This window comes from Micromonospora sp. NPDC047670 (assembly GCF_043204915.1).
Taxonomy (GTDB): domain Bacteria; phylum Actinomycetota; class Actinomycetes; order Mycobacteriales; family Micromonosporaceae; genus Micromonospora.
Genome location: NZ_JBIDDA010000006.1, coordinates 203505 through 222236, shown reverse-complemented (window position 1 = coordinate 222236; position 18732 = coordinate 203505). Strand labels below are relative to the sequence as shown.

At 70.8% G+C, this 18732-nt stretch carries 17 protein-coding genes; 9 read left to right on the top strand and 8 right to left on the bottom strand.

The window, feature by feature from the left end; all coding sequences use genetic code 11:
* Window positions 1-30: 30 nt before the first annotated feature.
* Window positions 31-1227, bottom strand: coding sequence for a serine hydrolase domain-containing protein (locus ACGF7U_RS17155; RefSeq protein WP_393107560.1), 1197 nt, complete (start codon window positions 1225-1227; stop codon window positions 31-33).
* A 1158-nt stretch (window positions 1228-2385) separates the two neighbouring features.
* The gene (locus ACGF7U_RS17150) at window positions 2386-3822 is read right to left on the bottom strand and encodes an MFS transporter (protein ID WP_393107558.1); all 1437 of its coding nucleotides are present in this window, start codon (window positions 3820-3822) and stop codon (window positions 2386-2388) included.
* Between the two features lie 329 nt (window positions 3823-4151).
* Here ACGF7U_RS17150 and ACGF7U_RS17145 point away from each other — a divergent pair, with 329 nt between their 5' ends.
* Window positions 4152-4838 carry a TetR/AcrR family transcriptional regulator gene (locus ACGF7U_RS17145; protein WP_393107556.1) on the top strand — a complete coding sequence of 229 codons (687 nt, stop codon included), beginning with the start codon at window positions 4152-4154 and terminating at the stop codon, window positions 4836-4838.
* A gap of 445 nt (window positions 4839-5283) precedes the next feature.
* Here ACGF7U_RS17145 and ACGF7U_RS17140 read toward each other — a convergent pair whose 3' ends face one another.
* A complete protein-coding gene (locus ACGF7U_RS17140; RefSeq protein WP_393107554.1) occupies window positions 5284-6210 on the bottom strand; it encodes an NADP-dependent oxidoreductase in 927 nt (308 codons plus the stop codon).
* Window positions 6211-6310: 100 nt separating this feature from the next.
* Between ACGF7U_RS17140 and ACGF7U_RS17135 the strand changes: the two genes are divergently transcribed.
* From ACGF7U_RS17135 to ACGF7U_RS17125, 3 genes are all read left to right on the top strand, one after another.
* The gene (locus tag ACGF7U_RS17135; RefSeq protein ID WP_393107552.1) at window positions 6311-7285 is read left to right on the top strand and encodes a GlxA family transcriptional regulator; all 975 of its coding nucleotides are present in this window, start codon (window positions 6311-6313) and stop codon (window positions 7283-7285) included.
* A gap of 202 nt (window positions 7286-7487) precedes the next feature.
* Window positions 7488-8432 carry a hypothetical protein gene (locus ACGF7U_RS17130; RefSeq protein ID WP_393107550.1) on the top strand — a complete coding sequence of 315 codons (945 nt, stop codon included), beginning with the start codon at window positions 7488-7490 and terminating at the stop codon, window positions 8430-8432.
* Between the two features lie 251 nt (window positions 8433-8683).
* Window positions 8684-9274, top strand: coding sequence for a LysR substrate-binding domain-containing protein (locus ACGF7U_RS17125; RefSeq protein WP_393107992.1), 591 nt, complete (start codon window positions 8684-8686; stop codon window positions 9272-9274).
* A 77-nt stretch (window positions 9275-9351) separates the two neighbouring features.
* Here ACGF7U_RS17125 and ACGF7U_RS17120 read toward each other — a convergent pair whose 3' ends face one another.
* Window positions 9352-10968 (bottom strand): MFS transporter, encoded by a 1617-nt coding sequence (locus tag ACGF7U_RS17120; protein ID WP_393107548.1) that lies wholly within the window; start codon window positions 10966-10968, stop codon window positions 9352-9354.
* Between the two features lie 31 nt (window positions 10969-10999).
* Here ACGF7U_RS17120 and ACGF7U_RS17115 point away from each other — a divergent pair, with 31 nt between their 5' ends.
* A complete protein-coding gene (locus ACGF7U_RS17115) occupies window positions 11000-11806 on the top strand; it encodes an SDR family NAD(P)-dependent oxidoreductase (RefSeq protein WP_393107546.1) in 807 nt (268 codons plus the stop codon).
* Between the two features lie 191 nt (window positions 11807-11997).
* A complete protein-coding gene (locus ACGF7U_RS17110; RefSeq protein ID WP_393107544.1) occupies window positions 11998-13536 on the top strand; it encodes an FAD-dependent oxidoreductase in 1539 nt (512 codons plus the stop codon).
* Here the strand turns inward: ACGF7U_RS17110 and ACGF7U_RS17105 are convergent.
* The 3 genes from ACGF7U_RS17105 to ACGF7U_RS17095 form a co-directional block, all read right to left on the bottom strand.
* On the bottom strand, window positions 13505-13978 hold the full coding sequence (locus ACGF7U_RS17105; RefSeq protein ID WP_393107543.1) for a hypothetical protein: 474 nt from the start codon (window positions 13976-13978) through the stop codon (window positions 13505-13507). The two genes, ACGF7U_RS17110 and ACGF7U_RS17105, sit on opposite strands and share 32 nt — an antisense overlap.
* 190 nt (window positions 13979-14168) lie before the next feature.
* The gene (locus tag ACGF7U_RS17100; protein ID WP_393107541.1) at window positions 14169-14894 is read right to left on the bottom strand and encodes a 2OG-Fe(II) oxygenase; all 726 of its coding nucleotides are present in this window, start codon (window positions 14892-14894) and stop codon (window positions 14169-14171) included.
* Between the two features lie 13 nt (window positions 14895-14907).
* Window positions 14908-15411 (bottom strand): methylated-DNA--[protein]-cysteine S-methyltransferase, encoded by a 504-nt coding sequence (locus ACGF7U_RS17095; RefSeq protein WP_393107539.1) that lies wholly within the window; start codon window positions 15409-15411, stop codon window positions 14908-14910.
* Between the two features lie 217 nt (window positions 15412-15628).
* Here ACGF7U_RS17095 and ACGF7U_RS17090 point away from each other — a divergent pair, with 217 nt between their 5' ends.
* Both ACGF7U_RS17090 and ACGF7U_RS17085 read left to right on the top strand, forming a co-directional pair.
* A complete protein-coding gene (locus ACGF7U_RS17090; protein ID WP_393107537.1) occupies window positions 15629-16210 on the top strand; it encodes an RNA polymerase sigma factor in 582 nt (193 codons plus the stop codon).
* A complete protein-coding gene (locus tag ACGF7U_RS17085) occupies window positions 16207-17028 on the top strand; it encodes an Ada metal-binding domain-containing protein (protein ID WP_393107535.1) in 822 nt (273 codons plus the stop codon). Before ACGF7U_RS17090 ends, ACGF7U_RS17085 begins: the two co-directional genes overlap by 4 nt.
* 127 nt (window positions 17029-17155) lie before the next feature.
* On the opposite strand, the gene ACGF7U_RS17080 is transcribed toward ACGF7U_RS17085, so the two are convergent.
* Entirely contained in the window at window positions 17156-17635 is a 480-nt protein-coding gene (locus tag ACGF7U_RS17080) for an SRPBCC family protein (RefSeq protein ID WP_393107533.1), read from the bottom strand.
* A 264-nt stretch (window positions 17636-17899) separates the two neighbouring features.
* Between ACGF7U_RS17080 and ACGF7U_RS17075 the strand changes: the two genes are divergently transcribed.
* Window positions 17900-18550, top strand: coding sequence for a formylglycine-generating enzyme family protein (locus tag ACGF7U_RS17075; protein WP_393107991.1), 651 nt, complete (start codon window positions 17900-17902; stop codon window positions 18548-18550).
* The last annotated feature ends 182 nt before the right edge of the window (window positions 18551-18732 follow it).

The following is an 18732-nucleotide window of genomic DNA, read 5'->3' as shown; positions in this document are numbered from 1 at the left end:
CCGAAGGCATGCCCTGCCTGGGCGTTTGTGCTACCCGCACATCGCCCGCTGGTAGAGGGCCGACAGCGCATCGTCGATCGGGTGGGGCTGCGGCTTTCCCGAGGAGTCCAGCTTGTTCCACCTCACGAGGTTCATCGCCACGGACAACTGCCGCTTGCCGTCGGAGCTGGTCAGGACCATGGTCTCGGCCCCCCAGACGGTGCCGTCGTGACCCCAGAAGGTGCCGCAGTCGGGGATCGTGACTCGAAGGAGACCCAGGCCGTAGTCCTTCATCCTGTAGCCGTCCTGACCGAGAACCGGATTGGTGCGCTGCATCTGCGCAAGTGACGACGGCTTGACCAGCTTGCCGCTGAAGAGCAGCCGGTAGAAGCGGTTCATGTCCTCGACGGTCGATACCAGGGCGGCCCCCGTACCTACCCAGGACATGTTGTAGACGCTGTAGTCGCGCGGCGGGTCGATCACGCCGAACAGCCCCTCGTACATCCGCGAGTGCGGCCCCTTGACGCGCATCCCCGTCGGGAATTCGGTGTTCCGCAGCCCCGCGCGTTCAATGACATTCCGGGTGATATATCCCTCCGCCGTGTCACCGGTCACCTGCTCCAGGAGTTCGCCGAGGAGGAGGTAGTTGGTGTTGGAGTACACACCCGTGGGGCCGCCGGGCTCGCCGGCGGGTGGCGCCTCGACCCCCATCTTGATCAGCTCGGCTGGGCTGAACTGCCTGGACCGGTTGTCGTCAAGGCTCTTGGCCGCCGTGGCGGACGGGAACTCCTGCAGGGAGGGAAACGCGTAGGGCAGGTATTCGGGGAAGCCGCTGGTGTGGTTGAGCAGCATTCGAACCGTGATCCTGTCGCCCCGTTGTCCCGGCACCATCTGCGGCAGGTAGCGGCCGATCGGCGCGTCGAGCTCGATCCGCCCCTTCTCGACCTCCTGCATCACCGCAACGGCGGTGAAGGTCTTCGTGATGCTGCCGACACGGTGTCGCATGTCGGGCCTGACGGGGCGGCCAGTCTTGACGTCGGCGACCCCGGAGGCGTCGCGCCATACCTGGCCACCGTGGCGCACCTCGGCAAACACGCCCGGCATCCCCGCGCGGTGGACACCGTCCAGGGCGGACTTCAGCCTTCCAGCGTCGATGCTGGACGACCCGACCGTGCTGCCGGCCAGCACGCTTCCTCGGTCTGCGGGCACCGAGCCCGCCGCCACCACGCCCGCGCTGACACTCAGCACGGCAGCACTAGCCCATGCCGTTAGTTGAATCTTCAAAACACCCTGTCCTCTCCTACTTGTGGGTGCGCCGGGCACTTCCCCGATCCTCTGGCCATCTCCGCCCCGTCAGCCTGTGCATGGTGCAGGGCTCGCCGAGTCGCCCCAGGCTCATATCCCCCGTCACGAACCCGGTCCCTTCGCACCGGCTCGAGTCCCTGAGCCCCTCCGGTTGGCATCCGATTCACGGATCGCCGTCGGGCGAGCCAGAGCAACACACCCGGACGAATCCGGCAGCCCTCACCCACGCGGCCACCCCAGCCCATCGATCGCGGCAAGCGCACCGGTCGCGATCGAAGGCGGTCGGCGTCGGCGGCCCAAGCTGACGCGCATGCAACCGCGCCAGCAAGAACTCCGCCTCGAGCGCCATCGGAAGCTCCTCCGAGAGGGGCTTTAGGAACGCGTTCCGAAATTTAGCACGGGCATGGGATCTTGTCGAACCACTGGTCACATGGCGACCGGTCGAGGCGGCCCGGACGGCTCCGGGCACGAGGAGTCAGCGCCACACCCCACGACCGGCGCGCTGGGCAACCGACCTCGCATCCGAGGCGCGCCCGACATACTCAGCGCCACCCCGGCTCGCAGACCTGGCGCCTGGATGCGACCGACCCATCGCCGGCATGCTCGCCAGGGCCAGGGCCAGTGCCAGTCCGGTCCCGCACGCGTGGCGGCGCTTGCCGCGTAGCCGCGAAGCACGACGTCGGAGCACCACAGTGGACCGCCGGCCCGCCACCCGTCGTCCACGCCGCCCGACAGGCGGGCACCGGCCACCGCAACCACGCCGAGCAGCACGCTGCCCTCGGCGGCTACATCCGCTGGCACAACCACCGCGCCCGACAAGAGTCCGGATTCGCGATCAACTCCAAGGTCTGCCACCCGGACCACCCGTTCAAGGCCGCACGACGAGGCGCTGGGTTCATCCGGAGAGTCGATCCAACCGGACCTCCGCGTTTCTGCGGACGTGGTCGACGGGGTCGCTGTCACGCGGTACGTCGTGGCGTTGTTCCCGCCGTCCGTGACCGTCGCCGACCGAGCGCGCCCGGTCGAGTCCCACCCGGCGAACACGACCGGACCCGAGGTCGACATCGGCCGGTTACACGGTCGACGTTCAAAGACAGGGCACTAGTCTGCCGAGGGTGTCTGGCCAGCCCGCCGCAGGACGACGAGGGCGATCAGGGCAGCGGCGACCAGGAGCGCGGCGCTGAGGGTCAGGCCGAGCGCGTACCCGTCGTTGAGGGCATCCCGCGAGACGGACTGGCCGGTGCGGTGGTGGGCGGCGGTGCCGAGAGCGGCCAGCCCGAGCGAGGCCCCGATCTGGCGTGAGCTGTTGAGCAGCCCCGATGCGGTGCCGGTCTCGCTGGGCGCGACGCCGACGGTGGCGGTCGAGACCACGGGCCCGAGGCAGAGCCCGAAGCCGATGCTCGCGACGATCGAGGGCCCCAGGACGTCGGCGGTGAAGGTGCCGTCCGGGCTGATCAGGCCGAACCAGGCGAAACCGGCCGCGGTCAGCAGCCCACCGCCGACCAGAAGAGCACGGGGAGCGAAACGATAGCCGAGCTTGATGGCGAGCACGGACCCGGCGATCACGCCGAGGGCGAACGGCAGGAACTGGACTCCGGTCAGGGCCGGCCCGGTCCCGAGGACTCGTTGCAGGTAGAGGGACATGAAGTAGAAAGCCGAGGCCATGGCGGCGCCGACCAGGAGGTTGTAGGCGTTCGCGCCAGCAACCGAGCGGCTGGCGAGCAGGCCCAACCTGATCAGCGGTTCCCGGGTGGTGGTCCGCTGGATGAAGATGAACAGGGCCAGCAGCACGACGGCAGTCGCCAGGGTCGTCAGGGTGACCGGCGAGGTCCACGCATACCGTTCGGTGCGGACGACGCCGAACACGAGCAGGGTCATTCCGGCTGTCGCCAGAATCGGACCCAGGACGTCGGGACGGCTTCCTCGAGCAGGGGGTGCGTCAACGGGGACACCGCGCCAGGCCAAGGCCAGCGCGCAAGCGGCGATCGGCAGGTTCACGAACATCACCCAGCGCCAGCCGGCGTACTCGGTGAGCAGGCCGCCGATCAGGACGCCGAGGGCGCCGCCGGCGGCGTTCATCGCGCTCCATACGCCGAACGCCCGGATGCGAGCCTTCCCTGCGGGGTACGCCCGGGTCAGGAGCGCCAGCGCGGCCGGCGCCAGCGCGGCCGCCCCGATCCCCTGCGCGGCGCGGGCAGCTATCAGATGTCCCGGCTCCTGGGCGAAGCCGCCAGCCAGGGAGGCGAGGCCGAACACGGCGAGCCCGAGCAGCAGTACCCGCTTGTGGCCGTATCGGTCGGCCGTCTTGCCGCCGAGCAGGAGCAGCCCGCCGAAGGTGAGAGCGTAGGCGTGGATCACCCAGGTCAGGTTCACCGCGCTGAAGCCGAGGCCCTCAGCGATCTGCGGGAGTCCGACGTTGACGACAGAGAGGTCCAGCGACACCAGGAACTGCACCAGGGCTACCGCGGCGAGGGTAGGTTCTGGCCGGACATCCGGGTCGATGACCTTTTCTTCGCTTGCCGATCCCGTGCTGGTCAACTGTCTCAGTCCTCCGGGCCGTTTCTGTCGCTCGTGGCTTGCGGGTGCCCGGTCTCGGGCGCGAGCGGCGATGGTCTGCGGATTCTCGGGCTCGCCGGGCGCAGCGCCTGGTGGTTGTCGACCCGATGCGCCGTCCAGTTCGACGACGAAGGATCCGCACCGGCTGGCCGCATGTTCGGCACACCGGCGGCCAACGCCCTCCGACAAGATCGGGTCGATGGCGCACGCAGCTTTAGGAACATGTTCCGAAAGTAGCACGGGACCGGGCGTCGCCAACACGCAGACCCACCCAAATCGCTGGCGCCGATTCGGGACAGCATGATGGGACAATGCCTCGACCTGACGCACCGCACGGCCGCACCGGCCGGCCACCGGTGACATCCCGTACGCAGATCCTGGCCGCGGCCCGCCACATCATCGATCGCGACGGGTGGGAGAAGCTGAGCATTCGTCGACTGGCCGCCGAGCTGGGCATCGGGGCCACGACCCTGTACCACCACGTACGGGACCGGGAAGATCTGCTCATCCAACTGCTCAACGAACACGCCGATCAGACCCTGCACCGCGAACTGCCGAGCGAGCCGCGAGACCGCATCATCGCGGCAGCCACCGCGATCCACGATTCGCTCGCCGCCTGGCCATGGGCGGCAGAGGTCCTCACGGCTGACGGTTTCCTCGGCCGCCTCGGCGGTTCCGCTCTGTGGATGGTCGAGGCCATCGTCTCCGGGGCGATTGACCACGGATGCGCGCCCGAGCAGGCCGTCCACGTCTTCCGCAGCATCTGGTACTACACCGTGGGCGAAATCCTGGTTCGCGCCCACTCCGGCGGCCAGCGGGCCGGCGGGGGCTCAGCCGCCCACCTCGACACCTTCTTCGCCGACGTCGACAAGTCTCAGCTGCCACGCCTGGCCGAAATCGGTGACCAATGGCCAGCACTGGCTTCGCGAAACACTTACCCCCAGGGACTCCGCCAGTTCGTTGACGGACTGCTTCCGAAGACCCCGCCTCCCACTTGACCATGCCGGCCGGTGGCTGGTGCCACCAGAGTCGCGGTCCGGCGACTGGCCGAATGTGGAGCTCAGGTTCGCATTGATCGGTTCGTTGGGCCGCTGGCGCAGGTGCCCCGAACAGCGACGGCTCGAGCAGACGGTCAGGAACTGTCCGACAGACCTGTCGAGTGGTCCCTGTCTGTCGTTCGCGCCGCGGCACCCTTGTGCCACCGCCCGGGCCGGCCGGCTCGGGTGGTGGCACAAGGCACTCGGCCAGGGCGCCTGATGCGGTCCGTACCGCAGCGGTTCAACGGCTGGCTCGCCAAGGCCGGGGCGAAGCCGAACGTCGATGCCGCGTACGGCCAGTCCCGTCGGTGTCGACGGCGAGGTGAGTGCTCATGCGTGGCGGACGACGCGGTGCGACAGCGCGGCTGCGCTCGCATACGGTCGGGCTGCCGGATCGAGCGGGGCGTCAGAGCGTCAGGATGATCTTTCCCTTGGCGCGGCCGGCCTGGCCGATCTCGTGGGCCGTAACAACCTGTTCGAGGGGCAGCACCGTGTCCACCTCGACGCGGAGTTGTCCCGTGCCGACCAGGCCGGCGAGGGACGTGAGCCCGGCGCTGTCCGGCTCGACGATCATGAATCGGGCACGCTTGCCCTCCCGGGCTGCCTCCTCCTCCAGGTACGTCTCGGCCGGCGAGGCAAGGGCGACCAGGATGCCGCCCGGGCGCAGGGTCCGCAGCGAGCGAGGCCCATACTCGCCGCCGATCGAGTCTATGACCACGTCGAGGTCGTGGAGGCGCTCGGCGAAGTCCGTCGTCGTGTAGTCGATAACCTCGTCGGCGCCCAACCCACGGACGAACGCGTGCTTGGCGGCGCTCGCGGTGCCGATGACGTACGCGCCGCGCGCCTTGGCGATCTGCACGGCGAGGTGGCCGACGCCGCCCGCGGCCGCGTGAACCAGTACACGCTGGCCCGGACGGACGTCGGCGATGTCGACGAGGGCCTGCCAGGCAGTTAGTCCGGCGAGCCCCAGGCCGGCTGCCTCGACGTGGGACAGTCCGGCGGGCTTGCGGGCAAGGTGCCGCGACGGTGCCGTGACGTACTCGGCGTAGGTGCCGGCCGCCCGCGGTAGCAGTGGCATGCCGAAGACCTCATCACCGGGCCGGAACAGCGCGGCGCCGACACCGACGGCTTCGACCACGCCGGACAGGTCCCAGCCCAGCCGCACCGGCCGGCCGAGCAGGCCGCCGGTCGCGCGGTGCCAGAAGTCGGTCGGGTTGACGCCGGTCGCGTGGACCCGGACGAGCACCTCCGCCGGGCCGGGCTCGGGACGGTCGACCTCCACCAGCTTGAGAACTTCGGGCCCGCCGAACCGGTCCTGTTCGATCGCACGCATCGCATGCCTTTCTGTTCATTTTCGATGTGCGCGATCACTTTGCCGAAGTCGCTGTCGGGGTTCGAGTGGCCAGATCGCCAATATGTGGAAGGATCTGGCCATGCATCGCGTGGTTGTCCTGGCGCTCGACGGCGTGTACCCGTTCGAGTTGAGCATCCCCGTCCGCATCTTCGGCACCGCCGTAGGTCCCGACGGCGAGCCGCTCTACGAGGTCATCACCTGCAGTGTCGACGGCAAACCAGTCGCCACGAGCGCCGACTTCGCCGTTGCCGTGCGGCACGGCGCCGAGGCGATCGACACGGCGGACACCCTCGTGCTGCCACCCTTCACCTGTGAGCCCGGCGACCGGGACTGGCTACCCGAACCGGTCGCGGCGGCGCTGCGCCGGCTGCGGCCGGGTGCCCGGATCGTCTCCATCTGCACCGCCTCCTACGCGCTGGCCGCCGCCGGGCTGCTCGACGGCCGGCCGGCGACCACCCACTGGAACAACGCCATGCACTTCCAGAGCACGTTCCCGAACGTGAGGGTCGAGGCGGACGTGCTCTTCATCGACGACGGGAATGTGCTCACCGCGGCGGGCGTCGCATCCGGCGTCGACCTGTGCCTGCACCTCGTGCGCCGCGACCATGGCAGCGCCGCGGCCAACCGGGTGGCCCGGCTGTGCGTCGTGCCACCGTGGCGCGAAGGCGGCCAGGCGCAGTTCATCGACCGTCCGATGCCCGAGCCGACGAGCGCGACCACCTCCGAGACCCGGCAGTGGGCACTGAGTCAGTTGTACCGTCCAGTCACCCTCGCTGAGCTGGCCCGGCACGCGCGGATGAGCGTACGGACATTCTCGCGCCGCTTCCGCGCCGAGGTCGGCATGACACCGGGGCAGTGGCTCACGCGGCAGCGGGTCGAGTACGCCCGGCGTCTGCTGGAGACCACCGACCTGCCGGTGGACTCGGTCGCCGCCGAGGCCGGCTTCGGCACCGCCGCGTCACTGCGTCAGCACTTGGCCAGCGCGATCGGCGTCTCGCCGACGGCGTACCGGCAGACGTTTCGCACGACGGTGCCGGAGGCCCGCGCGTCGTGACCGGTGGCCCGACCTGCCCGGCGCAGGGGCCAGACCGACCGGCCGGAGCGCCGGCAGGCGGTCGCCGACAACGAGCCACTCCGGACAGGTCACGGTGACGTTGCGTAGTGTCACGTCTGTGGCGTGAGGAACTGCCGCGGGCCGGCAACCATCTCGCGGCGACTGCCGTCCAAGGCACGTGGATCTGCTAGCAAACGCGCTCATGTTTCTCGCGGTGGCACTGGTCGGATATCTCACGGGGCAACGCTTCCCGCATCTGGGTGGGCGGATCAGCCGGTGGGGCAGTCGATACCGCGCGGCCGTGGTTCGACCGTCAGGACCGTGGCGTTGGCGGTCACGGCTGCTGCTCGCGGCAGGTGCGCTCGCCGCCACGGCGCCGGTGTGGCCGATCATCCAGCCCGGAGATCCCGTCGCGGACGAGATGTTGGAGCCGGCAGAGGTCGCCGTCATCGTTCCTGTGGTCCTCGTGTTCCCGGTCGCATGGGCCCTGCTGGGCCGGTCCAGGCCATCTGCCTGGCGCGTCGCTGTCGGGCTCGCCGCGTGTGTCGCCGGGTGGTCGCTGTGGACCGTCACGTTCGGCAGCTACGACACCCCGCCCACCATCGATGACGGACTGCGCTGGTACCTGGTGGCGACAGGCGCCATCGTCGCGTCCGCGACCGCAGTCGAGTCGCGGCAGAGGCGGCCAAGGCAACTGTTGACCATGCACTGGGCGATCGGCGCGCTCGTGTGGATGATCGGCGTGGCCGCCACCTTCGCGATACCGGTCGTCGGCGACCAGCAGGTGCCGCCGCGCGACGCGATCCTCCCGCTGCCTCCGACGATGACCGTGACCCACGAGGAAGCGCGGTGCGCCCTGCCCGAAACCGTCGGTTACGGTCCCCGCTCCTGCTCACGCGAATTCACGATCGCCGCCACCGACGGGGCGAACGCGCGAGAGCTGACCCGGCGGCTCGGCGAGCATCTGCAGCGCACCAAGGGCTGGCCGGCCACATGGTACGACCCGTCCACCGTCCAGTTCCCCTGCCGACGGATCGGCTGGCTCAACCCCTACGAACTGTGCGTCCAACTACGGCACGACGAATCGACGTCGACCGTCAAGCTCCGGATCGCGCACCACAACGGACGGAAAAGTGTCATCTACTGAGTCTTCCGCACAGCACCCCCGAGCACCGATCGTGATGCCCGAAGCGGTGGCCACGGGCGGCCGGTCACCCGGACAGCAACGGTGGTGTCTTCCGGCACTCCGGCACCGGCTGCTCACCCCGATGACGGATCACCCACGAACCACCCCCGACACGTCAATCAGACGCGCTTCCAGGCACTCCCCTGTCTGACGGCTGCTCGGCCGTACACAGCCGCTGGTAGCGCTGCACCGCAAGCAGAACCGCGAGCTGGCTGAATGCGCTGGCGGCGGCGCCGCTCTTCGACGCGCTGGCCGCGTTCCACCGGGACCATCCCCACAGCGAACTCGAACCGGTCGAGGAGAACTACGATCAGCCGGTCGCCCGCGTCCGCTCGGGCAGCCTCGACGTGGCCCTGGTCGGCCTCGCCGGTGACCCACCGGAACGCCTCACGACGCAGGTGATCACCAACGACCGCCTGATCGCTCTGACCCCACCAGGCAGTGAGCTGGCTCACCGAGGCCGGACTGCGTTGGCCGATCTTTTCGAGTACTCCGTTCTCTCTCTGCCGGTCGGAACCGGCATCCGAAACGTGCTCGACCAAGCGTGCGCCGCGCTGAACATCGACCCGGCGGTCGCCCTGGTGGCGACCTCTCCGGACACCGTCGCCGGGCTGGCCCGGCGGGGCCCGTGGGTGGCCGTCCTGGGCGCATCGATGGCAGACGCCTACCCGGACCTGGCGGCGGTTCCGATCGATGGTGCCGAGATCCCGGCGCTGCTTGCGTTGGTCTGGCCGGAACGCACCAGCCCGGCCCTGACAGTCTTCCTGCGGCATTGCCGGGAGGCATTTCGCGGTACGAGGTAGCTGACGGGAGACGCGTGCGACATCCGCGCGCCGTCCTACTTCGTGTCGCAAACCAGAGCAGGCCATTGGTTGGGCGATCACCGAGACGCTTCTGCCGCCGTCGCACCACGCCCCGACGATCGGAAGGGCCCGGGGCCGCCGGACGTGTGGGTCGGACCGACTCGAGGCGACCGGCCCGGCCGCAGGCCCCACTGCGCGGTGAGCGCCACGCAGAGCAGCAGCACCGCACAACACCAGAAGGTCCGCGTCGCGCCCTCGGTCAGCGCCGCCGGATCCGTCGAAACGTCCACACCGTGCACGGTGCGGCCGTACACCGTCACCGCCAGCGCCAGCCCCAGGGAGGCGCCGATCTGACCGGCGCTCTGCACCACGTCGGCGGCGGTGCCGACCGCCGGCCGGCCCACCGTCGACACCGCGGCCAGCTCGCACGACATCCAGAGGACCGGCAGGCCCGACCCGATCAGCGCGAGCCCGGGCAACACCCCGGTCGCATATCCCGAATCCGGGGCCAGCGAGGCGAGCCAGACCAGGCCCGAGCCGGTCAACCCGCAGCCGACCAGACACGACAGATGCGGCCCGCACCGCCCCAACAGGCGTGAAGACGACCTGCCGACCACGAGCACCCCGCCGACCACCGGTAGCAGGGCGCATCCTGCCGTCCAGGCGGTGTACCCGCGTGCCTCTCGGAGGTACACACTGCCCATGAACACGACCGGACCGGTCGCCGCGGCGACGAACAGGATTCCCAGGGCACCCGCGGCCAGCGAGCGATTCCTGAGCAGCACCACCGGAATGAGTGGCTGACCGGACCGGGCCTCGCACCGTACCAACGATCCGCCCAGCACCACCGCGACGGCCAACAGCGCGCAGGTGGACAGCCCGAATCCCTGGTCCGCGATGCTCACCAGCGCGTACACCAGGGTCAGCAACGTACCGACCAGGAGCAGCGCCCCCGGCGCTGCCACCGACGTGCCCCGGGGGCGCCGCTGCTCACCCGGTTCCAACCGGCGGCTCCCCGCGAGGGCGCCCAGGGCGAGCGGCACATTGAGCAGGAAGGCCCAGCGCCAGCCCAGGTGTGTCGCCGCGAGGCCGCCCACCAGCACGCCCGCGACCGACCCGATTCCCCCGGAGGCGGCCCACAGGGCAAGTCCAGCCCGCCGCTGCGCGTCCTCGGTCGCCACCGTCAGCAGCACGCACATGGCCGCCGGCACCAGTACCGCCGCCGCCACCGCCTGGCCGGCACGGGCCGACAGGAGCACCCATCCGGTGGGTGCCACCGCGCAGCACGCCGATGTGACGGCGAACGCCATGAGTGAGCCGCGCAGCAGGCCGCGCGCCGCGTGGCGGTCGCAGAGCCGGCCGCCAAGCAGTTGCAGTCCGCCGACGAGGAGCACGTACACATTGGTCACCCAGTGCGCCTCGGTCAGGCTCATGGACAGTTCGCGCTGAATGTCCGGCAGGGCGAGGACGACGAGTCCCGCGTCCGCGTTGGCCAGTAGCGGGGCGAGACAGACCAGCGGCAGCAGAAATCTGCGCGGCCGGGTCACGGCGGCGGGCATGCGGAGCTCCTGGGAGAAGGCGGGATGCGTTGCCGATGAGAACCCCGCGCTCCGGTGGCCGGTTGCAGCCGAGCCCGTGCAACCCGTTCGCAACCGTCGGGGTTCAACCACCGACAGCGCACCGCAAGGCTCCACCGGGTGAGAGCCTCAACCCAGAAGGACAGTGATGGATCTCAACCTCTCCGGTCGCGTGGCCGTGGTGACCGGCGCCTCCAAGGGCATCGGCCTGGCCGTGACCCGCTCCCTGCTCGAAGAGGGCGCCAAGGTCGTGGCGGTCTCCCGCAAGACCACGCCGGAGCTGGAGCAGCTGGCCGGCCCGAACCTGCTGCACGTGTCGGCGGACCTGATGGACCCCGAGGCTCCCGGGCAGGTCGTGGCGCGCGCGGTCGAGCACTTCGGCGGACTGGATGTCCTGGTGAACAACGCGGGTGGCCCGCCGCCCGGCATCACCATGCCGCGCACCGGCTTCTTCGACAGCAGCGACGAGCAGTGGGCCTCGATCTTCGAGTTCAACCTGTTCTCCGCCGTCCGCGCGATCCGCGCGGCCATTCCTCGGATGATCGAACGCGGTGGCGGCTCCATCATCAACATCTCCACCGGCATGGCCCGTCAGCCGGCACCGGTCAACATCGAGTACGGCGCCGCGAAGGCGGCCCTGTCCAACCTGACCAAGGCCCTGTCGGAGGAGTTCGGCCCCAAGGGGATCCGCGTCAACACCGTCTCCCCGGGTGCCGTGCGCACCGCCTGGTGGACCGAGGAGGGCGGTGCGGCCGACATTATCGCCGCGATGGCGGGTGCCGACCGCGACAGCGTCATGGACAGCATCGCCCCGCAGATGATGGGCCAGGTCACCGGCCGCCTCGTCGACCCGCAGGAGGTCGCCGACGCGGTGCTGCTGCTGGCCTCCCCGCGGTCGGCGAGCACCACCGGGTCGGACTACGCGGTCGACGCCGGCTTCCACAAGAGCGTCTGATCGGAAGCGCAGAACCTCACCGGCCGTGACGGTGGGGCTGACCTGTGCGCCCGCCACGACCCGGCGGGTCGCACCGACGGCACCGGAACCCCGGCGGCGCACCGCGCCGCCGGGGTTCTTCCGGGTCCACCCGGCCGGACGGACCCAATGCCGATTGTCCGAGGCGGCACCGCCTATCGAGGAGGAAAACTGTGCATGCCAGGTTCGAGCCGCCAGCCGGCGGCGGCATCGACACCGAGGTCGCGGTGGTGGGCGGCGGCCCCGTGGGCACCCTCGTCGCACGCGAACTCGCCCTGCTGGGCATCGACGTGACGATCCTCGAGAAGCTGCCCGAGCCGGACGGCATCTCCAAGGCGAGCACGCTGCACGCGCGCACCGCGCAAACCCTCGACCGTCGGGGGCTGCTGGAGGCGGTCCAGCCAGGCTGGTACGCCGCCTCGCGTGACACGCGCCAGCCGGTGCGGTTCCACTTCGCCTCGATCTTCGAGCTCGACCTGTCCCGCGTCGTCGAGGAGGGGCCGGTGCTCGTCGGCAGCCCACAGGCCTACGCCCAGGAGATCTTCGCCGCGGACGCCGTCCGGCTCGGCGGGCGGTTGCGGCGTGACGCGGAACTGGTCGGCCTGGTGGCACACGACGACCATGTGCGGCTACACCTGCGGGCCGCCTCGGGCGTCGAGTCGACGCTGACGGCCCGCTGGGTGGTGGGCGCCGACGGTGCGCGCAGCGCCGTGCGCAAGTTGGCCGGCATCAGATTCCTGGGCGATGGACCGACTGTCGCCGCGCTCATGGGCGAGGTACGGCTGCTGGAGCCCGCCGCCGCACCCGGCGGATGGCGGCGCACCCCGCGCGGCTGGACCCTGCTGTGGGTCGACCCGCACGGGCTGAGCCGCGTGTGCACCTACGACTACCGGGGTCCGCATCCGAACCGGCACTCCCGTCCGACGCTGGAGGAGTTGCGGGGCGAGGTGGAGCGCATCGCGGGTCGGCCGGTACCGATGGACAGCCCGGCCTGGATCTCCCGGTTCAGCGACGCCTCGCTGCAGGCGGAGCACTACTGCAAGGGCCGCGTCTTCCTGGCCGGCGACGCCGCGCACGTGCACTTCCCGGCGGGCGGACAGGGCGTGAACCTCGGCCTGCAGGACGCCGTCAACCTGGGCTGGAAGCTGGCTGCCGAGATCCGTGGCTGGGCGCCGGACGGACTGCTCGACACCTATCACGCGGAGCGGTACCCAGTGGCGGCCGACGTGCTGCGCAACGTGCGGGCCCAGGTCGCCCTGATGGATCCCGACCCGCGCACCGACGCGCTGCGGGAACTGTTCGCCCGGCTGATGCGCATCGACGAGGTGAACACCCACCTGAGCACGATGATCACGGGCGTGGGAGTGACGTACCCGGTGGGGGCGCGCGACGACGACCCGTTGGCCGGACGCATGGTGCCGAGTCGGCCGCTGATGACGGCCGACGGTCGCACAACCCTGGCCGCGCTGCTGCGCGACGGCCGACCGCTCCTGCTCGACCTGGTCGGGGACTCCGGTCTGCGTGCCGTGGCCGGCCCGTGGGCGGATCGGGTGAACATCGTGACGGCAGTCGCGGGCGGCGACGCGTGGGACGCGCAGGCGCTGCTGGTCCGTCCGGGCGGCTACGCCGTCTGGTCGACGCGCGGTGACAGCGGTGACACCGCCGCCCTGCGCGCCGCCCTCACCCGCTGGTTCGGGCCGGAAACGTGGTGACGCCGCGACCGCGGACCTCCCACGTGCCACCGTCCGCGCTCGCGCCGCGCAGGCCGTCCAGGACACCGGGGCCGGTGAGCGCCGGCAGGCGCGGATCGCACAGCGAACCGAAGGCGTAGGTACGGGACGGCTCCCAGGCGGTGCTGGTCGAAAGCCGTCGGGCGAGCGGAACGAAGCCGGTCATGGCGGCGGCCACGACCCAGGCGTCGGGAGTCTGCGCGGTCATCCGACGGGCAGCCCGCAGCCATGACGCTGCGGTCTCGGGCCAGTCGACGACCGCGAGGACCACGCCGCCGCGTGCCTCCCACATCGCGGTGAAGGCCGCCGCGGACGTCGTGGAGGCGGCGTCCCGGCTGTGGCCGACCGTCACGGTCGTGATTCCGGACCGGGGCACCGCCAGCAGGCCGGCGAGTGCGGCCAGCTCGGCCGCCGTGTGCGGCACGGGCCACGGCGATCGCCCGTGCGACCTCCACGCGGCCGGGTCGACGAGCGGGGAACGGCCGGCCTCGTCGCCGGCATCGGTCCGGTGTCGGTCGAGGGGTCGCATCGGTGTGCCTTTCTCGGCCTGGCTCTCCAGGGTGGTCCCTCGCCCATCCGGGACGGCCGACGGGAGACGGTCGGGGACGGGGTCGCTATGCGTCGTGGAAGACCAGGCCGAGGGCGTGCCGTCGGCCTGAGCGCACGGTGCTGACCCCGTGCCGGACGGAGCCGGCGGACCAGCCGCGCCTGGTGCGTACCGGCCGGTCACGGGTCGTGAAGACGAGGCCGTGCCCTTGGGGCAAGGCGACGGTGGTGCCGCGTGACTGGGCCCGAGGTCGTTGTTCGACGAGCAGGAACTCGCCCCCGGTGTAGTCGGCGCCGTACGTGTCCAGCCCGATCACGACCTGGAGCGGGAAGACCAGGTCGCCGAAGACGTCGCGGTGCAGAGCGTTCCAGTCGCCCTCCTGGTAGCGCAGCAGGATCTGCGCGGAGCGGTCCTGTCCCGCCTCGTGGCACGTCGCCAGCCACTCGTTCAGGTCGTCGGGCCAGGGCGCCGGGCGGCCGAGCCGCTCGGCCCAGTCACGGGCCACGGCCAGCAGACGGGGGTAGAGGGCCTCGCGCAGTTCGGTGACCACGGGAGGTAGCTCGTGGGTGAAGTAGCGGTACGTTCCCGAGCCGAATCGGTGCCGGGCCATGTCGACGGTGGTGCGGAACAGCTCGGTCCGCTCGTAGAGGGCGGCGATGGCCCGGCACTGCTCGGGATCGAGTAGCGGGGACGTCAGGGCGCAGCCGTGCGCGTCCAGTGCATCGGCGAGCGCGGTCCAGTCCGTCTCGTCGACGCGCCGGCGCGCGTTCCACGGCGCGATGTCGGTGTTCATGTCTCTCCCGGAGTCAGACGGCGAGCGTGGTGCCTTCGAGCGCGAGCAACATCCGCTTGCGCCGCAGACCACCGGCGTAGCCCGTGAGTGCGCCGTTCGCGCCGACCACCCGGTGGCAGGGGCGGACGACCAGCAGCGGGTTGGCGCCGATCGCCGCACCGACAGCGCGCGCCGCGCTGGGCGGCTCACCGAGCCGGGCGGCGACCTCGCCGTAGCTGACTGTCGTCCCGTACGCGATGCCGTCCAGCGTTGCCCAGACCCGGCGCTGGAAGCCGGAGCCCGAGGGGACGTACCGGATGTCGAAGCGGTTCAGTGTGCCCGCGAAGTAGGCGGCCAGTTGGTCGGCGATCGCGGTGAAGGCCCCTTCGTCCCGGACCCAACCGGGTCGTACGGTCGCACCGCCCCTCTGGTCCGGAAAGGAGAGGGAGGCGAGGGCGGTGCCGCCGGGGGCGGCCGCCATCCGCTCGCCGACCATCAGCAGCCCACCCAGCGGACTGTCGAGGGTCGTGTAGATCACCGTGCCTCCTCGGGACGTCGTCGCATGCCCTTGAAACACCGGATGCGTCCCTCGGGTTGCAGGACCCGGCGGCGACTCGGTCGTGGCATCCCACGATCGGTACTGCCGGGGACGACCAGACATCCCGCGTCTCCGGCGAACTCGTAGGCTGGGACCCCACCTGTCGGGCCCCGCCGCATTCGGCAACCCTTTCTCCGGAGACGGTGTTCTACCAACGATGGACGAGCTTGCCGAGCAGTTGACCGACCTGCTGGCGCAGGACCTGGACGCCGGCTTCACCGAGCTGGTCCGGGTCCACGCCAGAGCTGTGCACGCGTTCCTGCTGCGCGTATCCGGGTCGGCCGCGGAGGCGGACGATCTGGGGCAGGACGCTTTCCTGCGGGCCTACACGGCGTTGCAGGGCTACCCGCCGGAGCGGCGCCGGGCGTTGCAGCCGCGCGCGTGGCTGATGACGATCGCGGCGAACGTATGGCGCAATCACGTGCGCAGCAGTTCGCGCCGTCCGTTGTCCGTCATGCGGGTGGACGACGCACCGGACATGTGGTCGGATGCGGATCCGGGTCCGGCGGAATGTGCTCTGAACGCGGACGACCGGGGCCGTCTGGTCGCCGCGTTGTCCCGGCTGCCGGAGTATTACCGCGTACCGGTGGTGCTGAGGCACGTGGTGGGAATGAGCTATGCGGAGGTGGCCCAGATCCAGGGTTGTCCCGTGGGGACGGCCAAGGCGCAGGTGTCACGAGGCATGAGCGACCTGCGCCGGCTGCTGACCTGTGAGGAAGAAGGAAAGGTGGCGACATGAGCGGGTCGGACCACAACCAGCTACCCGCGTCGCAGGTCGGGTCGGATTCGCCCGGCGAGCTGGGCGAACCCCCGGCGCCGGTGGACTTCGCGCTGAGGATCCTGCAACGCGTGGGCATCCCGCGTGATCACTACGACACGTACGTACGCCTGGACACGGCAGCGGGCGGCCTGTTCGTGGCCTTCACACCGAAGCTCGTCACCGGGGCCGTGCTGGCGACCGGAGGGCTCACGGCCGAGAGGTTCGAGGAACTGCACCGCTCGCGTACCGGCCGGTCCGCCATCCCCACCGGTACGCCGCTGCCCGGGCTGGTGACGGCCCTGCGTACGGGCCGGGCCAGGACGCTGTCGCTGGACTTCGGTCCGGTCGACCCGGTGGGTGCCCGGGTGCTGCGGGCGGTCCAAGCCATCCCCGCTCGACAACTGCGTCCCCTGTCCTGGCTCGCGCGGGAGGCCTCGCTGCCGCCCGCGCAGGGCGCGGACATCGTGCTGAGCGTGCTGGCGCACAATCCGTTCGTCGTGCTGGTCCCCTGCCACCGGGTGACGTACGAGCACGGGGCGCCCTGCGACGCGGCGTACCTACCGGCCGCCGGAGACGCGCTGCGGTCGGCGGAGGGCATCGACATGGCCGAGGTGCACCAGTGGTCGCGCAGCGGCGCGGTGTTCCTCGGCAGCGACACCACCCAGATCTACTGCCACCCGACGTGTGCCCACGCCCGGCGGATCACGCCGGCGCACCGGGTGCCGTTCACCAACGCCCGAGAGGCCCGCCGCGCGGGCTACCGCGCCTGCAAGAGCTGCCGGCCCGTAACGGCCTGAGCACCGCCGATCGGAGGGACGTCAGGGCCGGAAACCGAACCGGTCCCGCCGAGCGGACAGGTCGGCCGAGACTCGCCGCGCGGGGTGACCGCGGCCGTGCCGTGACGCGGTCGGCCGCGCTCCGGGGTCAGGCCACTTCCAGCTCCCGCTTCAGCCGGCGCAAGGTCTCCCGCATGCCGTCCCGGTTCACCGTCGGCCGGTCGCCCGACGACCTGCCGGTGAAGATCCGGCCGAGAACGTGGGCCACCCCGTTGCGCCGGTCCTGCCAGTACTCGGTCACCTGGGTGCCGTCGGTCTCCCTGAACCGGTAGCCCCAGCGGGCCACCGGCTGGCCGAAGGTGGTGACGTCGAAGGCGAACTCGCTGCCCGGCGTCGCGGTGACGACCCGGCAGGTGGTGAACCACAGCAGCAGGCCCCGACGGTTCCAGCCGACGAACCGTCGGGGCTGCCCGCCGTCGCGCCGGGTGACCCAGACCGCGACGCACTCCGGGCTCCACCGGGCCATCCGTCGTACGTCGGCAACCGCCGCGTAGACCGTCCCCGCCGGTGCCGCGACGGTGATCTGTTCGGCGATTTCCGGGCCGCGCCCGGCCGCCCGCGCATTCATGCCGCAACCATAGGCGTCATCCGTTCCTCCACGGGAGGTGGTCGGGCAGGGTCGCTGCTGACCCGCCCGGTCGAGGCCGGAACGCGTCGCTGCCGGAAGGAGTCGAAGCCCTCCCCCGCGTCCGCGCTGACGCACCGCCCGCCGTCTCCGGGACGTGGTGCCACGCCGGGGCGCCTCACTGGCCGCCGCGGCCCCACCCCGGGCCGACCACCGCACGGTGGTCGGGACGGCCCCGGATAAAATGGGCTCCTCGTGGAGATTTTGATGACCGCTGTCGCGCCGGGACAGGTGACGCTGTCGGACCGGCGGACGCAGCGCCGATGGTCGGTCGAGCTCGAGCCATACCAGCTCGGGACATACCCGATTACGCAGGCCCAGTACGCCCTGGTCACTGGCGAGCGGCCCAGCGCGGTTCGCGGAGATCAGTTGCCTGTCGAGGGCGTTTCGTGGTGGGACGCGGTCCGGTTCTGCAACGCCCTGTCGCAACGCGAAGGGTTGGCGCCGGCCTACCAGTTGCACAGCGGCGGCGCGGGCATCGAGTGGGACCTCTCCGCCGACGGGTACCGGCTACCGACCGAAGCCGAGTGGGAGTACGCGTGCCGTGCCGGCACGACCGGCCCGCGCTACGGACCGCTTGATGAGATCGCGTGGTACCGCGGCAACTCGCAGGACCGAATCCACGAGGTGGGCGGCAGGCAGCCGAACACCTGGGGTCTGCACGACATGCTGGGCAACGCGTGGGACTGGTGCTGGGACATCTACGACGCTGAGGTCTACGGCACCTATCGGGTGCTGCGGGGTGGCGGCTGGTTCGACGAGCACTGGAGTTGCCGGGCCTCCGTGCGGCGCCGTAGCCACCCGACCTTTCGCGTCGACGACGTGGGTTTCCGCGTCGCGCGCTCCGGCCCGCGCTGATGTCAGCCGTCGCCACGGTTCCGCCAGCCGGCGGGTGAGGACGGCGTCTCGGGTGCCACAACCGTGTGATGCCGGCCACGAGTGGGGGTGGGTGAGGGCTGCGCGCATCAGCCGTCGGCTCCCCTCGCCCACGGTATGCCGAGGTGGGTGAGGGGCCGGCGGCTTCGGCGCGCTTGACACGT